Raw genomic sequence first — 20460 nt, 5'->3', positions numbered from 1 at the left:
ATTGTTCAATCTCCAGGAACACGTTTTACGTTTCCAGTTTCACGTTTCACGACTGCCAGGCTAGAGTTCGTGCCGCGCGCAGGATTTTTTGCCGCGCTCTGCTTGCTGCTGACCGCCGCCAGCTCCGCCTCTGATCTTAAGGTCAGGGTTGTCGATCCGCAGTCTGCGGTGATTCCGGGCGCGCGCGTTACGCTCTATCTCCAGAACAGTTCCACTGCCGTCGCGGTGCGGAGCACGAATGCGGAAGGCATTTGCGAATTCAGCGGATTGAGCGCACGCGTTTATCGCGCCGAAGTCCTGGCGCCGGGGTTCGCGCCGGCAAAGGCCCTCGCCTCGCCCCCGCAGGCGGAGGTCACGCTAAAGCTACCGACCGCGGCGGAAACCGTCGTAATCAGCGCCGAGCGCACGCCCCTGCCGACCCAGGAGACAGGATCGGATACATCGTCGCTGGGCCCGGAGGCGCTCACCTCCATGCAGCCGGTTGCGGCGATTGACATGTTGCGCTTCCTGCCGGGAGCGATCGTCAGCGCCAGTGGTCGTCGCGGAGGGTTGTCGTCGCTGTTCGTGCGCGGCGGAGACTCGCGCTACAACAAGGTCATCGTCGACGGCGTTGCGGTGAACGATCCAGGTGGAACGTTCGACTTCGGCGTGGTACCGATGTACCAGGTGGATCGGATGGAGTTTGTGCGCGGCGCGGAGAGCACGCTGTACGGATCCGATGCCATGACGAGCGTGATCCAGACCTGGAGCGCGACGGGCACGACGCGCATGCCGGAGCTGCGCTTCGGCGCCGAGGGCGGAACGTTCCATACGGCGCGCGGCTACGCGTCGGTTGCGGGGGCGCGCGGGCGCTTCGATTACAACCTGTTCGGCGAGCAGTTCAACACCGAAGGCCAAGGTATCAACGACGCCTACTCGAGTTCGCTCGAGGGCGCGAACCTCGGCGTGCAAATCACGCCGCGCGCCGCCTTCCGGCTGCGGACGCGCCATTACACCGACCGCAGCGGGGTCCAGTCATTTTGGAACTTCAACGGCCAGCCGCTGGTTCCTCCGGACACCGACGAGCGCGCCCGGCAGAACAATTTCCTGGCGAGCGCGGAATTCACTATCGTGGGACCCTCGCGGTGGCAGCATAGTTTCAGCGGCTTCGAGTACCATCACCGGCGCTTGAACCTGGACACGTTTATGGATCCCGGACGTGAGTCGCCCGCATTCGGCAACTTTGATTTTCCATTCTCTGATTTTGCCAATCTGAATCGCGCCGGCTTCGATTATCAGGGCGATTACGTAGCTCGAAGTTGGGCGCGCACGACGCTCGGTTATCACTTCGAGGACGAAAACGGCTGGGCCGGCGATTTGACTTCGCCGCCGCTGGGGCACGGGCTGAGGCGCAATCACGCAGTTTTCGGGCAGGAGATGCTGACCTGGCGCCGCCTGACGGTGATTGCGGGCGCCCGGTTCGAGCATAACGAAAGCTTCGGCAATCGCGGCCTGCCTCGGGTCGCGGCCAGCGTGCTGGCTTGGAAGGGCGGAGAGATTTTTTCCGGCACGCGCCTGCGATTTGCCTACGGAACCGGCATCAAGGAGCCGCGGCTGGAGGAATCGTTCGGCATCGGAGGCTTCGGAATCATTCCCAACCCGAACTTGAAGGCGGAGGAGAACCGGTCGCTGGAGGCGGGCGTGCAACAGAGCTTCGTCATGGGCAAGTACTGGTTGGGCGCCATGTACTTCAACAACCGTTTCACCAACCAGATCGAGTTCAACTTCGACCCGGTGCTGTTCGTCAGCCAGTACCAGAATATCAATCGCTCCATCGCACACGGATCGGAGGTGGAGTTCCGGGCGTGGCCATGGGCGCGAATCAGCGTGGACGCCTCTTACACTTACACCTCGACCCAGATATTGAGTGCGCCGCTGGCGTTCGATCCGCTGCTGGTTGCGGGCGCGCCGCTGCTGCGCCGGCCCAGGCATGCCGCATCTCTGTTGGCGTTGTACACATCGCGTCGCTGGGGAGGAAATGTGGGCGTGACCGCGCTGGGCCCTCGCGCTGACTCGGACTTTCTCGGCCTGCTTCCACCTGTGACACACAGCGCCGGATACGCGCGCGTGGATTTGGGACTGTGGCGACAGATCAACCCGCACATGACGGCCTACGTGAAAGTGGAGAATGCGCTCAACCGGAAGTACGAAGAATCGGCGGGCTTTCCGGCGCTGAAAGCGAACTTCCGGGCCGGAATGAGGTTTCGAGTCGGAGGAGAATAAAAGACAGGATTGCTGCCTGCGATCCGTTACGTGGCGGTGAATGTGAAACGAGTCGTTGTGTCCTGGAGCGGCGGGAAGGACAGCGCGTGGGCGCTGCACCTGGTGCGGACGCGTGGTGACTGCGAGGTTGTCGCCCTGCTGACCACCATGAATGCCGCGTTCGACCGCGTTGCCATGCACGCGATTCGTCGCGAAGTGGTGGAGGCGCAGGCGCGGGCCGCCGGATTGCCGCTGTGGACAGTGCCGCTGCCATGGCCTTGTTCCAACCAGCATTACGAGACGGCGATGTCGCAAGCGTGCAAGCGCTCGTTGAGCGAAGGCGCTAGCGGGTTCGTTTTCGGAGATCTGTTCTTAGCTGACATCCGCGCGTATCGCGAGAAGCAACTTGCGGGTACGGGCCTGGAACCCATTTTCCCGTTGTGGCTGCAGCCCACGGCCGACCTTGCGCGGGAGATGATCAGCGCGGGTTTACGGGCGCGGCTGACGTGCGTGGATCCGAAGCAGATTGCGAGTTCGTTTGCCGGACGGGAGTTCGATGCGAAGCTGCTTTCCGATCTGCCCGCCACCTGTGATCCGTGCGGAGAGAAAGGGGAATTTCACACCTGCGTGTATGCGGGGCCGATGTTCGCGCGCGAGCTGCGCATTGAAAACGGCGAGGTGGCGGAGAGAGACGGGTTTGTATTCGCGGACATGAAGCTCAACGCACCGGCAGTGTTGTCAGCCGACGGTGAAGGAGCGTTCATCGGCCGCTAGTTCCACCTCGTCCACCACGCCAATCACGCTCATGTCGATGGGAGAGCCGGGTCGCCCTACCGAGGTCATGGCGCTGTAACCTTCCTGCACCACCAAAACGCGATCGCCGACACCGGCATCCACGGCATCGAGGGCGAGAACGGGCTCGCCCTTGGCGGAGTCGTCCAAAGCGAGCGGCTGCACCAGCAGGATCTTCCGTCCTTCATGCGAACGATGCTTGCGGGTGGCGACGACTTCTCCGAGAACGCGCCCGATGATCATCGGCGGCCTCGCTTCTCGGGGCCATTTCGCGGCTTCGAACTGCGTGGGTTTACGGGGGCAGGTCCGACGGCAGTGCACGCTGGACCGGAAGACTTGCTGGTTGGGTCTTCGACGCGGGCACTTGGGTCAGAGACCCGCGCCACACTGATTTCGTCCACGATGCCGACAATGCTGCAATCGCTGACGCGCTCAGGATCGAAGGCGAGGGCGGCTTCGCGACCGCGGCACCAGTACACGGTCTCGCCAACTCCGGCGCCGACGGCGTCAATGCCGACCATGGTCTTGCCACGCGGCGCACCGTCCTTGTTCACCGGCTGCAACAGCAGGAGCTTGCTTCCCTCCAGCGCCGGGAACTTGACCGTGCAAACGACCGTGCCGATGACTTTGGCGAGCATCATAAGGATTGCGGAATTCCCAAACTGCCGAATTGAAATCCAATTTGCCGATTCCGCAGTTCGGCAATTCGGTTTAGTGTTTCGACTTCGCGGTGGCGGCTGTGGCGGCCCGCTTGCCGTTGAACGACGACTCGGATTCGTTCTCCGTCCGGACCTCGTCCACGATGCCGACGACAGCGCTGTCCACCGGCGAGTCCTTGCCGCCGGCCATCCGCGCCGAGGAACCGCTCACCAGCAGAACCGTCTCCTGGACGCCGGCGCCGACGGTGTCCACGGCAACAACGTAGCCGCCGTCCACCGTGCCGTCCGGCGAAACGGGACGGCAGACGAGCAGCTTGCGTCCCTGCAGGCGGTCGTCCTTGCGGGTGGCAACTACCGTGCCAACTACGCGAGCAAGAAGCATGAAAAACCTTTCATCGCCGAATGCGGAACTGCGGAATTGCAGAATTGCTCAAGCAGGCCGCAATCCGGCAATTCTCAAATTCGGCAATCGCAGTTAGGCTCCGACGGCCTTGGAGATGGCGTGTCCGATGGGCAGCACGTCTTCCAGGCTGGCATGCGGACGCGGGATCACGTGCACGGCGATCAGCTCGCCGACGCGGCGCGCGGCGGCAGCGCCGGCGTCGGTAGCGGCCTTCACCGCAGCGACGTCGCCGCGAACGATAGCGGTGACGTAACCGGAGCCGATCTTTTCCCAACCAACCAGCGTGACCTTGGCGGCCTTCACCATGGCGTCGGATGCCTCGATCATGGCTACCAGGCCGCGCGTTTCAATCATTCCCAATGCTTCACCCATTGTGATCTCCCGTTATGAGTTGCTCGTTAAATTGCCCTTGGCGATTAGCCGTTGGCCTTTCGCGTTCAAGAAGACGGAATCTTATGCGCCCGGGCGCCAGATTCCAACCTGAAAAGCCAAGGGCCAATGGCCCATGGCGCGTTTCTTACCATCTGCGCTTGCCGGTCTGGCGAAGCGCGTCTTCGACGATGGCGGCCAGTTCTTCCCGCGTCACCGTAATTCTGCCATCCGGTCTTGCTTCGCCCGCTCTGGCCGCGGCAGCCACGGGCGCAGACTCCCGCGACGTCGCGGGCGCCGGTCCTGCCGTCACCGGGCAGGCGGGCACGGATTTTGACGGACCGGTGATGCCATAGCGCTCGCGCGCATCGATGAGCTTGCTGACTTCATCCTGGGTGAGCAGTTGCTGGCGCCCGAGCAGGTGGGTGACGAGCGCGATCTGCGCAAAGTGCTCGACCGTTTCCATCTTCATGTAGGCGCGCGCAAGGTCGTCAGCGTAAGTGACGACACCATGATTGGCCATCAGGATCGCGTCATATTGCGGGACCAGCGGCTCCAGTTCGTTAACCAGTTCGGGCGTGCCGGGAGTGGCGTACCGCGCCAGCGGAATGCAACCGAGCGAAAGCACGATTTCCGAAACCAGCGCCTGGTTGAGCGGCAGGCCGGCGGCAGCGTAGCCGGTCGCGGTCGGCGGATGCGCGTGGACGATGCCGTGTGTGTCAGGACGCGCGGAATAGATGAGCAGGTGCATGCCGATTTCGCTGGAGACCTGGCGCCGGCCGGTGACCCGCTTGCCTTTCATGTCCACCACCACCAGGTCCTCAGGCTCGAGCATGCCCTTGCTCATGCCAGTAGGTGTGGAAAGGACAGTCTCGTGATCGAGGCGGACCGAGAGGTTGCCGTCGGTGGCGGCGACGTAGCCGCGCTGGTGCAGCATGCGTCCGAAGCGGACGATGTCTTCTCGCTGCTGGCGTTCGCTCTTCATTTCCAATTCCCACCCCAAGCCACAGGCAGGCTCGAGTGCAGCAACACTACAAATGTAGTAAATAAACCGCTTTTCGAAGCCCGGGAATAGTAACCCAAGGACGCGATGGCGGCAAACACACCGTCGGCAGAGCAGGCGATCTGATCGGGAGATCAGAAGTGCCCAGGCGCTTTCTATAATGCGAACGTGCTGGTCTCAGAGTTCGATTACCTCCTACCGGAAGAGCTGATTGCGCAGGCGCCTCTGGCGGACAGGGCGGCCTCGCGGATGCTGCACCTGGTACGCGAGTGCGGCATGGTTGAGGACCGGCAGTTCCGCGAATTTCCCAACCTCCTGCGGGCGGACGACCTGGTGGTGTTCAACGACACGCGCGTGTTTCCGGCGAGGTTATATGGCAGGAGGAGCGGGTCGAGGGCGCATGCGGTAGGCAGCCACAACCGGGCAGCGAAGGAATTCCTGCGCGGGAGGGTGGAGGCGCTGCTGACGGGGCCGGCCAGGTCGACGGTCGACGGTCAACCGTCGATGGCCGACAGCCCTCTGGTGTGGAATGCGCTGGTGAGGCCCGGCCGGAAAATCGGAGTCGGGGAGAAGCTTTTCTTTGGCGACCATGACGAACTCCGGGCGGAAGTGGTTGGGCGCGGGGAGTTCGGTGAGCGGACATTGCGGTTTGAGCCGATCGAGGATTTCTTCAGCGTGATTGAGAAAATCGGGCACGTTCCGCTTCCACCCTACATTGCGCGGCCGGATGAGCGCGGGGACCGGGACCGATATCAGACGATCTATGCGCGCAATCGCGGATCGGTGGCGGCGCCGACCGCGGGGCTGCACTTCACGCCGGAGATCCTGGAGCAGATGAAGGCGCGGGGAATTGAGACGGCGGAGATCACGCTCCACGTCGGGTTAGGCACCTTTCAGCCGGTGCACGTGGACAGGGTGGAGCAGCACCAGCTGCACCGGGAGTGGTACAGCATCTCGGAGAAGGCCGCGAGCGCGATCAACGCGGCATTGAAGCAGGGCAGGAGAGTGGTGGCGGTGGGAACAACCACGGTGAGGACGCTGGAGTACGCGGCTGCCAGGAGCCAGGAGTCAGGACGCGGGCTTCAGCGGATCGAGCCGGGAAACGGTGAGGCCGATATTTTCATTTATCCGGGTTTCAAGTTTCTCGTGGTGGGGGCGATGCTGACGAACTTTCATCTGCCGAAATCGACGCTGCTGATGCTGGTGAGCGCCTTTGCGGGAAGGGAGGTCGTGCTGGACGCATACCGCCACGCTGTAGAGGGGAAGTACAGGTTCTATTCGTACGGGGATTGTATGTTGGTGGAATAAGTCTGAGACCCGGGCCAAAACGGTTGGAGGCTAGTCCAAGAGTTATTCACTTCTGTACACGAAATTCCCGCTCACGATGGTTGCCATCACCTTGCCGGTGAAGGTCCAGCCGTCGAAGGGAGTATTGCGGGACTTGGAGCGCGAGTTGGAGGCGTTGTAGGTCCAGCGTTTCTTGGCGTCGAAGATTACGACGTCGGCGTGGGAGCCGGGGGCGAGTGACCCGCGGCCGCGCAGGTTCATGATGCGCGCCGGATTGGTGGAAAGCAGTTCGACGATGCGGCGAAGCGGCAGATTTTTTTCGCGCTGCAGGCGGGTGATCGCAAGGGCAAGCGCAGTTTCCAAACCGATAATGCCGAAGGGAGCACGGTCGAACTCGACCTGCTTTTCGTGGGCGGCATGCGGCGCATGGTCGGTGGCAATGGCGTCAATGGCGCCATCCACCAGGGCGGCGAGAAGCGCTTCCCGATCGGCGGTGGAGCGCAGCGGCGGGTTCATCTTGAAGTTGGCATCGTAGTCGCCGATGTTTTCGTCGAGCAGTGTGAAGTGGTGGGGCGTTACCTCGCAAGTGACCCGAATGCGGTCGCGCTTTCCGCGCCGCACCGCCTTGAGCGCGGCGGCGGTCGAGAGATGCGCGACGTGCAGGTGGCCCTGGGTGGCGCGCGCCAGTTCGATGTCGCGCTCGACGATCTTGGATTCAGCCTCGGCTGTCATGCCGCGCAGGCCGAGACGGAACGCGGTGGGCCCCTCGTTCATGGTTGCACCAGCGGTCAGGCGCGTGTCCTCGGCGTGCTGAATGACAGGTATTCTCAGACGCGCGCCCAGGTTGAGCGCTTCGCGCATGAGGCGCTCATCGAGGATGGGGCGTCCGTCGTCGGTGAAGGCGACGGCGCCGGCGCGCTGCAGAGCGAAAAAGTCCGTGAGCTGTTCGCCGTTGCTGCCGCTGGTGGCGGCGGCGATGGGAAAGACGTTCACCACGGCGCCGCGAGCGGCCTGCTGCATCCACGTGGTGATTTCGACCGAGTCGTTCACCGGCGAGGTGTTGGGCATGGCGCAAAGGGAGGTGAATCCGCCCGCCGCCGCGGCCGCGGTGCCGGTGGCTATGGTTTCCTTGTGCGATTGGCCGGGTTCACGCAGGTGGACGTGGAGATCGATGAAGCCGGGCGCCACGATGAGTCCGCGCGCATCGAGGGTTTCCGCAGCGCGTCCGATCAGCTTGGAACGAGGCGCGACCTCGGCAATGCGACCGTCGCGAAGAAGGAGATCGACTTCGGCATCGATGTTGGCGGCCGGATCGATGACGTGCCCGCCGCGGATGAGCAGAGAGTTGGGCGAAGGATTCTCGTCACGGCGGGTTGGACGGCTGGGCTCGCGGCGAGGCGCTGCGCGGCGCGCGGGTTTATGTTTCTTGGCCATCAACTACCAGGTTTCACGTTTCAAGTTTCGCCAGCTAAGGAACCTTGATTTCCAGCGCGCGGGCCAGGATCGCCATGCGTACCGGGACACCGTTCGCGACCTGTTCCAGCACCACCGACTGCGGCGTGTCGGCCAGTTCCCCGGACAATTCCATGCCGCGAATGATGGGACCCGGGTGCATCAGGATGGCGTCGCGTTTGGCCAGGCCCAACCGCTCCGGAGTGACCTGAAATTGCGAGATGTATTGATCCAAGCTGATTTGCTTGCCCGCGAGGCGCTCCTTCTGGATGCGCAGGACCATGACCACGTCGGCGCCGCGCATGGCTTCGCCGATATTACGCGTCACCTGAATCCCGGGAGCGAGGCTGGCGGCGGAATCGGGCGCGAGTTCGGGCGGACCGCATAGCATCACCCGGGCTCCGAAACGGCCGAGCAGGTGGACCTCGGAGCGCGCGACGCGGCTGTGATAGATGTCGCCGATGATGGCCACGCGCAAGCCGCGCAGCATTCTCTTATGCTGCAAAATGGTGTAAGCATCGAGCAGCGCCTGCGAAGGGTGTTCGTGCATGCCATCGCCGGCATTGATGACCGGCACGTCCACGTGGCGCGCCAGGACGTGGGGCGCGCCCGAGGAGGGATGGCGGATGATGATGACTTGCGCGCCGAGGGCGCGGATGGTGAGCCCGGTGTCGATGAGCGATTCGCCTTTTTCGACGCTGGAGGCAGTGGCGTGGACGATGGTGGTGGTGGCGCCCAGGACCTTGGCGGCGAATTCGAAGGAAATGCGGGTGCGGGTGGAAGACTCGTAGAAGAGCAGGGCTACGCGTTTTTCCTTGAACAGGGGGCGCGGACGGGCGCGTTGAAAGCGTTTGGCGAGCCGCAGGATGGCGACGATGTCGTCGGTCTCGAGCTGTTCGATACCGAGCAGCGACGCGTGCGCGAGCTTGCGACGCTGCCCCGGCGCTTCGGCGTGGGCAGTCAGGTTTCCTTCTCCACCAGCAGAACTTTCTCCATGCCGTCGGTTTCCTGGAGCTTGACCTCGATAATCTCGTTGCGCGTGGTCTGCACGGTGCGTCCGACAAAGCCGGCTTCAATCGGCAACTCGCGATGGCCGCGGTCGATGAGCACCAGAAGCTGCACGCGGCTGGGCCGGCCGTGGTCGACCAGGGCATCGAGCGCGGCGCGCGTGGTGCGCCCGGTGTACAGGACGTCGTCGCAGAGGACGATGTTCATATCGGTGACCGGACAGCCGATATCCGCTTTCTGGACCACCGGCTTGGGTCCAACGGTCGACAGGTCATCGCGGTAGAGCGAGATGTCCAAAATGCCCACCGGGACCGTGGTGCCTTCAATTCGCTGAATGATCCTGCCGAGCCGTTGCGCGATGGGAACGCCGCGACGCTTGATCCCGACCAGTGCAAGGTCCTTGATGCCGTTATTTTTTTCGATGATTTCGTGGGCCAGCCGCACCAGGGTGCGCTCGATCTCGGATGCGGACATCAATTGGGCCTTCAGGCGCAGCTTTGGCGTGGACATGGGAGTGGAACTCATGGCGCGGGGAATCATAAAGAAGCCAATTGCAGTTGGCAATTAGCAATTCCTTGGGATGATTGGCTTCTAGTTCTTAGCGGCCAGCTCTTCGCGCAGCGCCGCAAGGGTGCATTCAACTTCACCTCTCGGCATCGCCGGAACCCTTGCCGAGCAGCCAGGCGCCGAGTGCGCCGCCGATGCTGGAGAGGGCAAGGAAGGCAACCAGGAGGAACACGAGAACGACGGTGAAGAGAAGGGCAAGACCGGCGGGGGTCATCAAGGTCTGAATGGCTTGCTGAGCCCGGGGGTCGCCATTGCGGGCAGCGGCCTGTTGGACCACCTGCTGGAGCAGTTCGCGGAAATGTCCACTGCCCCGGGTGGCCAGCAGCTCCAGTCCAACAATGACGGCGAAGATAACGAAGCCAAAGAGCCCGGTGACCGCGCCGATCCGGGCACCGAGGCCGGCCGTGAGCGCCGGGTGACTGGCCCGGCGGCGATAGATCAGGACGCCGAGGGTCCCGCCGGCAACCAGCCAGAAAAGAAACCCCAGTGTCGGGATGACCGCCGAGACAGCCAGAAAGAGTCCAGCCGCGGCAGCCGACGGCACGGCTTGTGACCAATCCAGGCTTTGAGGTCCAGTCGGCGCCACAGCGCCCAAGGGTACCGGTTCCGCGGGCGGTTGCACGTCATCCGGGGTGCCGGGCGGCAGCGGTTCGGTGGAAGGTTCTTCGCCGGCAATGCGAATCTGGGGAGCGCCGCAATGCTTGCAAAAGGCCGTGCCATCTTCGACCGCCGCCCCGCACTGATGACAAAGATGTTCCATGGCTTCCGTTCAACCTAGCAGGTGGTTTGGCTGGTGGCAAGGAAGGGGTCTAAGTGGGCGGGCGGGGACGTCAAAATGGGCATCGGAGCGGGGCCTGAATCGTCGCGGTACGCCAATTGTGACGTGCAAGGCAGCTACTCTGGTGATATAAATGCTGACATTCATAGTGTTATCCGGGTTTGCCGGAAGCCCCGAGCCGGTGAATTCGTGACCGCATATCCGCCGATAGTAATTCGGCTAGGGGAGGTTCCCTTGGATATTGCCTTCATACGCATAATTTTTGTGATCGTTGTGGCCGCCGTCAGTTACTTCCTGCGGCCCTTCAATCTATCGCCGGTGATGGATGCGGCAGTGGGCGCCGCCATCGGTCTCGCCATCGTGCTGTTCGAGATGCGGCTGCGGCAAATCAGCCTGAAACGCTTGATCGGCGCAGCCATTGGGAGCGTTCTCGGAATCTTTGGCGCCTACCTGTTCAGCCTGGTCATCCGCAATTCCATTCATCCCGGGGCGACGCAGAGCTTTCTGCAATTAATCGTCATTCTGTTGATGGCATACGTAGGGCTGATTGTTGGCGCCAACAAGGGCGACCTGCTGAACCTGTCGGCCTTGGGAGGGATCTTCGGCGGCGAAAAGCAGGGCAAGAGAAGCTACAAGATCTTGGATACGAGCGTCATCATCGATGGCCGGATCGCCGACATCGCCGAAACCGGGTTTCTCGACGGTGTGCTGGTGATCCCCCAATTCGTGCTGCGCGAGCTGCAACTGGTGGCCGACAGCGCCGATTCCCTGAAGCGAAACCGGGGGCGGCGCGGGCTGGATATCCTGCAGCGCATCCAGAAGATCGCCACTCTGCAAGTACAGATCGTGGAAGACGATTTTCCCGCGGTTCGAGAAGTGGACATGAAGCTGATCGAACTGGCCAAGCTGATGGAAGGGAAGATCGTGACCAACGACTTCAACCTGAACAAGGTGGCGCAGTTGCAGGGCGTGGAAGTACTGAACATCAACGAACTGGCCAATTCGTTGAAGCCGATCGTGCTGCCCGGCGAGGGCATGCGCGTCTTCATCCTCAAGGAAGGCAAGGAATACAACCAGGGGGTCGCGTACCTGGACGACGGGACCATGGTCGTGGTGGACAACGCGCGCAAGATGATCGGCAAGACGGTGGACATCGCCGTGACCTCGGTCCTGCAAACCACGGCGGGAAAGATGATCTTTGGCAAGTTCGACGAGCGGGCGGCAGCAAGAACCGAGCCGCCGCGCGCAGCGGTCAACGCGCGTCCGGGCCATCCTCAGCCCGCAGGCCCACCGCAGCCTTCCAGCGGAACCCAGTCCGCGCCGGTTGCAGCCGAGAGGCCGCTGGAAGGGTAAAGAGTTCCCTGTTCCCGCGGGTGTGGACCAAGAGCATTTCTTCTCGCGGTCAGAAACAGGTATTTGTAGTGCGGTCCCGGCCTCCGTGGCCGGGCTTTTTGTTTGCGCGAGCAAGAAAAAGTCTCCGGGCTGACAGGCGAAAGCCAAGAGCTTATACTGCAAGCCCCTATGAGCGTGATTGTCATCATTCCGGCAGCAGGGCTGGGTACGCGCATGGCCGCGGCCGGAGCGCGCGTGATACCGGCTGCGTCGAAGCAGTTCACGGAGTTAGACGGTGTACCGATCCTGATCCACACCCTTCGTAAGTTCGCGGGTGCACCACAGGTGCGGGAAATCTACCTGGCGTTACGACAACCGGAAGCCGCCGTTTTCGAGGGTCGGCTGGCACAAGAGAGGCTGGGCAAACCGGTGCGCGTGGTCGAGGGCGGCGAGCATCGGCAGGAGTCGGTAGCGAACGCGCTGGCCGCCGTGCAGGCCAAGGCCGACGACATCATCCTCGTGCACGACGCGGTGCGCCCATTCGTGGATGAAGAAATCATTTTCAACGTCATCGATGCGGCGGCGCGACACGGGGCAGCGATCGCCGGCGTTCCCGCGGTGGACACAATTAAGCAGGTGGAACGGACGCCCGAAGGTGCGGTGGTCCGGGCGACCATTCCGCGGGCGCAGATCGTGATGGCGCAGACCCCGCAGGGCTTCCGTTACGAAGTGCTCAAGCAAGCTTTCAAGGAAGCTGCCGCGGATGGATTCACCGGGACGGATGAGGCGTCGCTGGTGGAGCGGTCCGGGCACGACGTGGTGGTGGTGATGGGGTCGCCGCGAAATATCAAGATCACCACGCCGGCGGACCTGGAACTGGCGGAGTTCTTCATCGAACAGGAAAAAACAAAGGCTTAACCGCAGATCTTCGCGGATTAGAGAACGAAAGAAAAAAATCCGCGCGAATCAGCGGAAATCCGCGGTTGTTTCTTCTTAGCCATGCGTATTGGATACGGTTGGGATTCGCACGAATTCAAGAACGGCATCCCGCTGCGGATCGGCGGAGTGAACATCGCTCACCCCAAGGGATTGGCGGGACACTCCGACGGTGATGTGTTGCTGCACGCGCTCACCGACGCGTTACTGGGGGCGATCGCAGCCGGCGACATCGGCACCTACTTCCCGCCCTCCGATGCGCGATGGAAGGGCGCCGACTCCAGCGTGTTCCTGCAGACGGCGCTCGAACACGTGCGGCGGGCGGGCTACTCGATCGCCAACGTGGATTCGACGCTGATCCTGCAGGAGCCGAAGATTGGGCCGCACGCGGCGTTGATCCAACGCCGGGTTGCGGAACTGTTGGGCATTGCTTCCGACTCGGTCGGGGTGAAAGCCAAGACGCCGGAGGGCATGGGCACGGAGAACGCGGCCATCGCGCACGTCATCGTGCTGCTTACGAAGGAGCCTGGAAAACGCCGCCGCCACGCCGAAGCGATGGAGGCAGTGCCGCAGCCGGTAGTGGATTCGGTGGCGGAAGAGCTGGTGGAAAGCGCGTCCACGCAGCGGAAGAAGAAATAATTCTGCTGCACTGCGCCCTGCCAAGGCAGCTATTGGCTGCTGGCGACCGATTTCCTCTTCCCCCGCAACTGTGACAGGAAGAGCCGCACCAGCATGCCGTCGAACTGGGTGCCGCTGCAGCGTTCCAGTTCCGCCATGGCTTCCGGATGCGACAAGCGAGGCGCGAAAGGCCGATCGGTCATCATGGTCAGATAACCATCGACTACCGACAACATGCGCGATCCGAGAGGAATTTCTTCCCCGCGCAATCCGTCGGGATAACCGGTTCCGTCGAAGCGCTCATGATGGTGCTTGACGATCTCCCGCAGGCGGTCGCTGTCTGGGATGCTGGAGAGGATTTCTGCGCCGACCTGCGAGTGCATCTTCACCAGGTAGAACTCGTCCTCGGTGAGCGGGCCGGGCTTGCAGAGAATCTTTTCCGGCAAGATGAGTTTGCCGAGATCGTGGACGCGGGCGGCATAGACGACGTCCATCAGTTCGTCCTCTCTCATGCCGAGTTCGCGTCCCAAGGCTTCGACCTCGCGCGCGCAGGCCTCGCCGAGACCGGAGGCGTGCACTTCGCGTCCTTCCGAAGCCCGGCTGAGGGCAAACAGCGCGTCCATCAGCGATTCGCGGCTTTCAGCCGCAGCGCACATCTTTTTCAGCGTGGCGGTCAGTTCCTGGACCGACTCCGGCCCGCTGTGCTCGCGTTGTAAAAAGCCTTCGATGTAAGCGGTGAGCAGTTGCCGTTGCGCCACGGCGCTGCCGGCGCCGAGAAATTCCTCGGCGATCGAAACACAGTTTCCGCCTCCGCGCTTGGAGACATACATGCCGGCGTCGGCCACGCGCAGCACTTCCTCGGCGGAGGCGCCGTGTAGCGGGAAGCTGGCAACGCCGAAGCTGCCGGTAATGTTGCGCTCCATCAGCATGGGATCCGTTGCAAGCCACAGGCGCAGGCGCTCGGAAAGAATCTGGGCCTGCTCGACGCCGGTTTCCGGCATGAGGATAACGAATTCATCGCCGCCGTAGCGGGCGACGACGTTGGACTGTCGCGACTTCTGCTCCAGCAAGCGGCCCACTCTCGCGAGCACGAGGTCGCCTTCCAGGTGGCCGCTGGTGTCGTTCACCTCCTTGAACTTATCGAGGTCAACCAGCACCACCGAGAAGGGGCGTCCGGAACGCGAGGCGCGTTTCCACTCCGTCTGCAGGTTCTCTAGGAAGAAGCGGCGCGTCTTGATGCCCGTGAGGCTGTCGGTGATCGATTGCTGCTGCAGTTTCTGGAACACGAACGCATTATGCAGCGCAGTGGCCAGCAGGTCGGCGAGGGTTCGGAGGATCAGCACTTCCTGGTCAGCAAAGGCCTTCGGGCGGTGTGCCTCGATATTCAGAATGCCGAGCAGGCTCTCGCCGTAGGTCAGCGGCAGACAAAGAATAGAGCGTGCGTCGGGCAGGATGCCGGCGTGCTTGGCGTCTCCGTCCTGGATGAGAATCATCTCGCTGCTGCGCGCGCAACGGCCGATGATGCCGGCGCCCAGCGGGATGCGGCGGCCGGCGCAGGACGCGGTGGATCCCGCCTCCACCTTAATCTCGATCTCCTTGGTCACATAATCGAGCATGCCAATGCCGATATGCTCGAAATCGAAGTTCTTATGGATCTCGCCTGCCATCTCGGCCAGCATCTGTTCGGCGTCCTCGCTGGAAATGGCAGTTTTGGAGACAGTGTTCAGAAAGTCGAGATACCGTGAGCGGCGCTGCTCTTCCTTGAACAAGCGCGCGTTCTCCATGGCGACGGCGACCTGGCCGGCCGCGGTCTGGAGCAGTTCGAGGTCGCGCTGCTCGTAAACGAACTCGCGCTCAAAGTTCACTGCCGCCATCATCCCAACCGAGCGGTTGTTGGTGAAGATGGGGACCGCGCAACAACTTTTTGCCGGGATGTCGGGCACAAAGGTGAGCCCGAGGCGAGCGCGAACCGTTTCCATGTCAGAGCGGACCAACAAAGGCTGGCCACTGCGGATTACGGAGTCGGGCAGGGCATTGCCGACTTTGCGCGAGCGCTTGGGGCGAATCTCTCCCTTGACACACTCGAAGTCGAAACGCACTTCGTCCCCGTCGAGGAATGCGACGTAGAAGGTCTCGGTGTCGAAAAGGAGACCCAGTTCCTTGTGGATGGAGCGGAGAACCTCGTCGGGATCGAGACGTGAACTGATGACCTGGCCCATCTGGGTGAGCAGTTCGTACTCGCGGGTACGCCGCTTGGCGTCGTTCATGACCACGTAATTTTCCAGGGTCAGCCCGATCTGCATGGTCACGCCGAGCAACAGCCGCACCAGCGAGGTGCCCAGCATCTTGCGCGATTGATGGGGAATCACGACGACGCCGAAGTTATGGTTGCGGGTCTGCAAGCTGACGGCGCTGGCGCTCTGCACTCCGTAACCTTGCAGCAACTCCTGGCAGCGCTCGAAACGTCGGGGAGAGCCGGCCGGAAGCGGCTCACTCATTTTTGCGATGTCGCGAAAGGTAGCAAGACCGCCGCGCCGAAAGGCCACGTCGCTGAGATATTCGCCGGTGCCGTCGTTCTCCAAGGCAGCCATGAATTGCGGATCGAAGCCTTGAGCGACCGACGGCAGCACCGTCCGCCAGCGCTCGGAGATATACATCGCGGCGCGATCGCTGTGGCACAACCGCATCAGGCGGTCCAACACTTTTAGCATCGCCGGCGAAGCTTCCGCCGGACTGAGCAACGATGTGTTGTCCACGTCGAGTGTCGAGAAGACCAGCGCGTTCTCCTGCACCAGGCGGCGTTCGTGCTCGAACAGCACAATGATCATGGCGACGCCGACCAGCATCTGCGGCATGGTGCCGAGGAAATGACCGGCGCGGCCGAAGTAGCCTTCGAAGAAAGTCTGGAACTGGCGCACCACCAGCAGCGGCACCCACAGCAACAGCGACGCCGCCAGCAGTCGCAGCCCTAGCGCGTCACGCTGCGATCCCAGCCGGTAAAAGCGGACGGCGCTGAACGCCAGCACGAAGGCAAGGCCAGCTTCCAGTTCCAGGTGCGGTCGCGCGGCGGCCTGAAAGTGACCGTTGTCGAAATGCGCGAGCACGTCGTGAACGATGAGCAGGATGGCGCCGGCGGCAAACAGTGCGTCGGACCAGTGGAGACGGTCGTCCTCCTGCACCAGGCGAGTAGAAATGTAGATGGCAAAAGCTACGCCGCAGAACAGCAGCTTCGAAGCCAGGTAGGCGTACACACTCTCGTGACCGAAAAAAGTCCAGGCCAGCACCGCGTACTGCAGGCAATAGGCGCCCCAGGCATACTGCCAAGCGCGGAAATAACGTTCCCGGGCCTGCCCGTAGAGATAGCTGAAGACAAAGAAAAACAGCAGGGCAAAGATGCCCGGGACAATGACAATCCCGATGAATACGTTGTCCATGGCGCGCTCTGCTGCTCGTTCGAATCGCTGGGCGGTTTCACGCGCCCAGCAGGCAAGGTTCAATCCTGTGGATCGAACCAGGCGGGGCGCACCTTCGGCTCCGACCTGGTCCAATCGCCTTGCCGGCTAAAGGTGGCGCAAATATATGAGGTTTGACCGGGCCGGTCAATGAGGTAAATGCATAAGCACAGGTAACTTAGGTCACTTGCAAAAGCGCAAATGGGCTAGCCCGAAGAGCGCTTCTCGATCTTGGCCCAAGTGTCCTTCAGGGCGACGGTGCGGTTGAAGACCGGCTTGCCCGGCGTAGAGTCCGGATCGACGCAAAAGTAGCCGAGCCGCTCGAACTGGTAGCGGCTGCCGGGAGCGCTGCCCGACAGAGACGGCTCCAGCTTGGCGCTGCTGACGACCTCCAGCGAGTTGGGGTTGATGTTGGAAGTGAAATCTTTGCCCGGTTCGACCTGGCTGGGATCTTCCTTGTTGAAGAGCGTCTCGTAGAGACGAACTTCGCTCTCGACAGCGTGCGAAGCGGACACCCAGTGAATGGTGGACTTCACTTTGCGGCCGTCAGGCGTGTTGCCGCCGCGCGTGGCCGGATCGTAAGTGCAGTGGACTTCAACCGCCTCACCCTGCGCATTTTTCACCACCCCGGTGCAGGTGATCAGATATGCGTAGCGCAGCCGGACCTCGCGTCCGGGAGAGAGGCGAAAGTACTTGGGCGGCGGCACCTCGCGGAAGTCGTCCTGCTCAATGTAGATCTCGCGCGAAAAGGGCACCTTGCGCGTGCCCGCGCCGGGGTCCTCGGGGTTGTTGACCGCGTCGAGCTCTTCGCTCTGCCCTTCGGGGTAGTTATCAATCACGACCTTGAGCGGGCGCAGCACGGCCATGGCGCGCGGGGCGCGTTTATTCAGGTCTTCGCGGACGAAGTGCTCCAACATGGCCAGATCGACGATGCCGTTGGTGCGCGACACGCCGACCGACCACACAAAGTTGCGGATCGCCTCAGGCGTATAGCCGCGGCGCCGGATGCCGGAGATGGTGGGCATGCGGGGATCGTTCCAGCCGCTTACGTACCCTTCATTGACCAACTGCAGCAGCCTGCGCTTGCTGAGGAGCGTGTAAGTCAGGTTCAGGCGGTCGAACTCGATCTGCTGCGACGGGAAGATGCCGAGGTTCTCGATGTACCAGCGGTAGAGTGGCTGATGGTCGGCAAACTCCAGTGTGCACATGGAGTGCGTGACTTTTTCGATGGAGTCGGACTGCCCATGGGCGTAGTCGTACATCGGGTAGATGCACCACTTGTCGCCGGTGCGGTGATGCGATGAGTGCAGGATGCGGTACATCACCGGGTCGCGCAGGTTCATGTTCGGTGACGCCATGTCAATTTTGGCGCGCAGGCATTTCGCGCCATTGGGGAACTCGCCATTCTTCATGCGCGTGAAGAGGTCGAGATTCTCGTCAACGCTTCGATTGCGATAAGGGCTTTCGCGGCCGGGCTCAGTCAGGGTGCCGCGGTATTCGCGGATCTCGTCGGCGGAGAGATCCTCAACGTAGGCCTTGCCGTCTTGGATCAGCTTGACGGCCCATTCGTAGAGCTGGTCAAAGTAGTCGGAGGCATAGTAGAGGCCGTCCCACTCAAAGCCGAGCCAGCGCACGTCCTCTTGAATGGAATCCACATACTCCTGCTCTTCCTTTTCGGGATTGGTGTCGTCGAAGCGCAGGTTGGTGCGCCCGCCGAACTCGTCAGCCAGACCGAAGTCGATGCAGATGGCCTTGGCGTGCCCGATATGCAGGTAGCCATTGGGTTCGGGAGGAAAGCGCGTCTGCACGACCGCGTCGCCGAATTTCTTGGTGCGCAGGTCTTCGACAATCCGCTCGCGCAGAAAATTCGACGCGGCGGGCGCGGGATCGGGCGCGTTGACACCAGGCTTAGGGTGAGTTGCCATGATTGACTAAGAATCTATGCCGAATCCATCATTTTAGTGGATTTCGCGAATCGGTGCGCGATCCGGGGCTGGGGTGGCGCAGGCCTTCAGGCCTGCGAATTAACAGCAGCAAGATGAGCCGGTTTTAGCCGCTGAGGTACCTCGTCCAACTGAAAGTTACGCCGCGGACGGCTGCCCCTACTTGAGTTTCTCGATCGCCTGCTCGATTCGCGCCAGTGTTTTCTCTTTCCCCAGCACTTCCAGGGTTTCAAACAGCGGCGGGGCATTCTTGCGGCCGCAGACGGCAACCCGGATAGGCTGGAACATCTGCCCGGCTTTCAGCTTCAGCTCCTGGGCGGCGGCGCGGAGGGCAGCGTCGAGCGGGTCGTGCCGGAACTCGCCGGCTGGAATATTGCCCAGCACCTCTCGCGCCTTCTGCAGCGCCCTGAGCGCCATCTCCTTGTCGCCCTTCTGCGGGACAAGTTCATTGGGGTCGTAGGGCGGAAGCTGCTCCACGAAGAAGAAATCGGCGACCCCGAGCGCGTCTTTCAGCAGCTTGATGCGCTCGCGTACCAGGGGCGTAATCTTGGCCATCTCTTCAAGGGAGACGCTGAAGCCGGCTTCGCGCACAACCGTCAGCAAGCGCGTGCATAGGTCTTCGATGGGTAGGGCACGGATGTGCTCGGCGTTGAGCCAGAGCGCCTTGGGATCGAAGGTCTCCTCCGGCGTCGCGGCGGGCTCTTTAAAATTCACCACCGCGTTGGCGCGGTTGATGCCCTCCAATGAGAACAGGCCAACCAGTTCCTGGCGTGTCAGGAACTCGCGGTCATTCTTGGGCGACCAGCCGAGCAGGCACAGGAAGTTGACGAACGCCTCGGGCAGAAATCCGGCGTCACGATAGGTAGTGACGCTCACCACGGGCCCGTGTTTGCGCTTGGAGAGCTTGGTGCCGTCGGGCGCGACCAGCAGCGGCAGGTGCGCGAACTGCGGCGGCGCGGCGCCGGCGGCTTCAAAGATCAGCACGTGTTTGAAGGTATTGGTGAGGTGGTCCTGGCCGCGGATGATGTGGCTGATGCGCAGGTCGGCATCATCGGCGCACGACGCCATGTGATAGGTCGGCATGCCGTCGGAACGCAGGAGGGCAAAATCCTCGATGTCGGCGGTGGACTTTGCCTGCTCGCCGTAAACCGCGTCGTCGAAGCGAACGATGCGCTCGGAGTCGCGCGGCACGCGGAAACGCAGCGCGAAGGGCTCGCCGGCGGCGGCGCGGCCGTCGCTTTCTTGGCGTGAGAGTTCGCGCGCGCCGGGGTTGAAGAGCCACGCCCCCTGCTCGCTCGGCTTGGGGCTGTCGCCGGCGTGCGCCGGGGTAAAATCGCGGTAGGCGAGGCCCTTCTGAAAAATGGCTTCCGCCACCTGCTTATGCAGCGCGAGTCGTTCGGACTGGCGATATTGCTCGTCCCAGCCAAGGCCAAGCCAGGTCAGGCCTTCGAAGATCGAGGTGAGCGACGCTTCCGTGTTGCGCTCCACGTCGGTGTCGTCCACGCGGAGGATCATGGTGCCCTGGTTATGGCGGGCATAAAGCCAGTTGAAGATGAAAGTGCGCGCGCTGCCGACGTGCAGAAAGCCGGTGGGCGACGGCGCGAAGCGAACGCGGAGCAT

18 protein-coding genes are annotated in these 20460 nt (G+C 62.3%); 6 read left to right on the top strand and 12 right to left on the bottom strand.

Annotated features, from left to right (window positions below):
* Positions 1–69 precede the first annotated feature (69 nt).
* Entirely contained in the window at positions 70–2262 is a 2193-nt protein-coding gene (locus tag VFI82_11960) for a TonB-dependent receptor (GenBank protein ID HET7185393.1), read from the top strand.
* 42 nt (positions 2263–2304) lie between these two features.
* A complete protein-coding gene (locus tag VFI82_11955; GenBank protein ID HET7185392.1) occupies positions 2305–3015 on the top strand; it encodes an ATP-binding protein in 711 nt (236 codons plus the stop codon).
* On the opposite strand, the gene VFI82_11950 is transcribed toward VFI82_11955, so the two are convergent.
* From VFI82_11950 to VFI82_11930, 5 genes are all read right to left on the bottom strand, one after another.
* Positions 2980–3276 carry a EutN/CcmL family microcompartment protein gene (locus tag VFI82_11950; GenBank protein ID HET7185391.1) on the bottom strand — a complete coding sequence of 99 codons (297 nt, stop codon included), beginning with the start codon at positions 3274–3276 and terminating at the stop codon, positions 2980–2982. The genes VFI82_11955 and VFI82_11950 overlap by 36 nt on opposite strands.
* Positions 3273–3674 carry a EutN/CcmL family microcompartment protein gene (locus tag VFI82_11945; protein HET7185390.1) on the bottom strand — a complete coding sequence of 134 codons (402 nt, stop codon included), beginning with the start codon at positions 3672–3674 and terminating at the stop codon, positions 3273–3275. Before VFI82_11945 ends, VFI82_11950 begins: the two co-directional genes overlap by 4 nt.
* Positions 3675–3744: 70 nt before the next feature.
* Positions 3745–4074, bottom strand: coding sequence for a EutN/CcmL family microcompartment protein (locus VFI82_11940; GenBank protein ID HET7185389.1), 330 nt, complete (start codon positions 4072–4074; stop codon positions 3745–3747).
* Between the two features lie 93 nt (positions 4075–4167).
* A complete protein-coding gene (eutM, locus tag VFI82_11935; GenBank protein HET7185388.1) occupies positions 4168–4467 on the bottom strand; it encodes an ethanolamine utilization microcompartment protein EutM in 300 nt (99 codons plus the stop codon).
* Positions 4468–4612: 145 nt separating this feature from the next.
* Positions 4613–5449 (bottom strand): class II aldolase/adducin family protein, encoded by an 837-nt coding sequence (locus tag VFI82_11930; GenBank protein ID HET7185387.1) that lies wholly within the window; start codon positions 5447–5449, stop codon positions 4613–4615.
* Positions 5450–5635: 186 nt separating this feature from the next.
* On the opposite strand from VFI82_11930, the gene queA reads away from it, so the two are divergent.
* Positions 5636–6775, top strand: a complete 1140-nt coding sequence (queA, locus tag VFI82_11925) for a tRNA preQ1(34) S-adenosylmethionine ribosyltransferase-isomerase QueA (protein ID HET7185386.1) — start codon at positions 5636–5638, stop codon at positions 6773–6775.
* A gap of 42 nt (positions 6776–6817) precedes the next feature.
* Here the strand turns inward: queA and VFI82_11920 are convergent, their stop codons facing one another.
* The 4 genes from VFI82_11920 to VFI82_11905 form a co-directional block, all read right to left on the bottom strand.
* Complete coding sequence (locus VFI82_11920) at positions 6818–8188, bottom strand: dihydroorotase (GenBank protein HET7185385.1); 1371 nt, start codon at positions 8186–8188, stop codon at positions 6818–6820.
* A gap of 34 nt (positions 8189–8222) precedes the next feature.
* Positions 8223–9071, bottom strand: a complete 849-nt coding sequence (locus tag VFI82_11915; GenBank protein ID HET7185384.1) for an aspartate carbamoyltransferase catalytic subunit — start codon at positions 9069–9071, stop codon at positions 8223–8225.
* Positions 9072–9166: 95 nt separating this feature from the next.
* A complete protein-coding gene (gene pyrR, locus VFI82_11910) occupies positions 9167–9724 on the bottom strand; it encodes a bifunctional pyr operon transcriptional regulator/uracil phosphoribosyltransferase PyrR (protein HET7185383.1) in 558 nt (185 codons plus the stop codon).
* A 133-nt stretch (positions 9725–9857) separates the two neighbouring features.
* Entirely contained in the window at positions 9858–10541 is a 684-nt protein-coding gene (locus VFI82_11905) for a zinc ribbon domain-containing protein (GenBank protein HET7185382.1), read from the bottom strand.
* Between the two features lie 252 nt (positions 10542–10793).
* On the opposite strand from VFI82_11905, the gene VFI82_11900 reads away from it, so the two are divergent.
* The 3 genes from VFI82_11900 (at position 10794) to ispF (ending at position 13466) form a co-directional block, all read left to right on the top strand.
* Positions 10794–11912 (top strand): PIN domain-containing protein, encoded by a 1119-nt coding sequence (locus VFI82_11900; protein HET7185381.1) that lies wholly within the window; start codon positions 10794–10796, stop codon positions 11910–11912.
* A gap of 168 nt (positions 11913–12080) precedes the next feature.
* Positions 12081–12809 carry a 2-C-methyl-D-erythritol 4-phosphate cytidylyltransferase gene (gene ispD, locus VFI82_11895; GenBank protein ID HET7185380.1) on the top strand — a complete coding sequence of 243 codons (729 nt, stop codon included), beginning with the start codon at positions 12081–12083 and terminating at the stop codon, positions 12807–12809.
* A gap of 81 nt (positions 12810–12890) precedes the next feature.
* Positions 12891–13466, top strand: a complete 576-nt coding sequence (gene ispF, locus VFI82_11890) for a 2-C-methyl-D-erythritol 2,4-cyclodiphosphate synthase (protein HET7185379.1) — start codon at positions 12891–12893, stop codon at positions 13464–13466.
* A gap of 29 nt (positions 13467–13495) precedes the next feature.
* Here ispF and VFI82_11885 read toward each other — a convergent pair whose 3' ends face one another.
* The 3 genes from VFI82_11885 to gltX form a co-directional block, all read right to left on the bottom strand.
* Complete coding sequence (locus VFI82_11885) at positions 13496–16879, bottom strand: diguanylate cyclase (protein ID HET7185378.1); 3384 nt, start codon at positions 16877–16879, stop codon at positions 13496–13498.
* Positions 16880–17103: 224 nt separating this feature from the next.
* Positions 17104–18822 carry a glutamine--tRNA ligase/YqeY domain fusion protein gene (locus tag VFI82_11880; GenBank protein ID HET7185377.1) on the bottom strand — a complete coding sequence of 573 codons (1719 nt, stop codon included), beginning with the start codon at positions 18820–18822 and terminating at the stop codon, positions 17104–17106.
* Positions 18823–18999: 177 nt separating this feature from the next.
* A partial coding sequence (gene gltX, locus VFI82_11875; protein HET7185376.1) for a glutamate--tRNA ligase occupies positions 19000–20460 on the bottom strand: 1461 nt, incomplete at its 5' end.

The organism is Terriglobales bacterium, assembly GCA_035691485.1.
Taxonomy (GTDB): domain Bacteria; phylum Acidobacteriota; class Terriglobia; order Terriglobales; family Acidobacteriaceae; genus JAIQGF01.
Note: the sequence above shows the minus strand (reverse complement) of the source record. Positions and strands in the feature narration are given on the sequence as shown.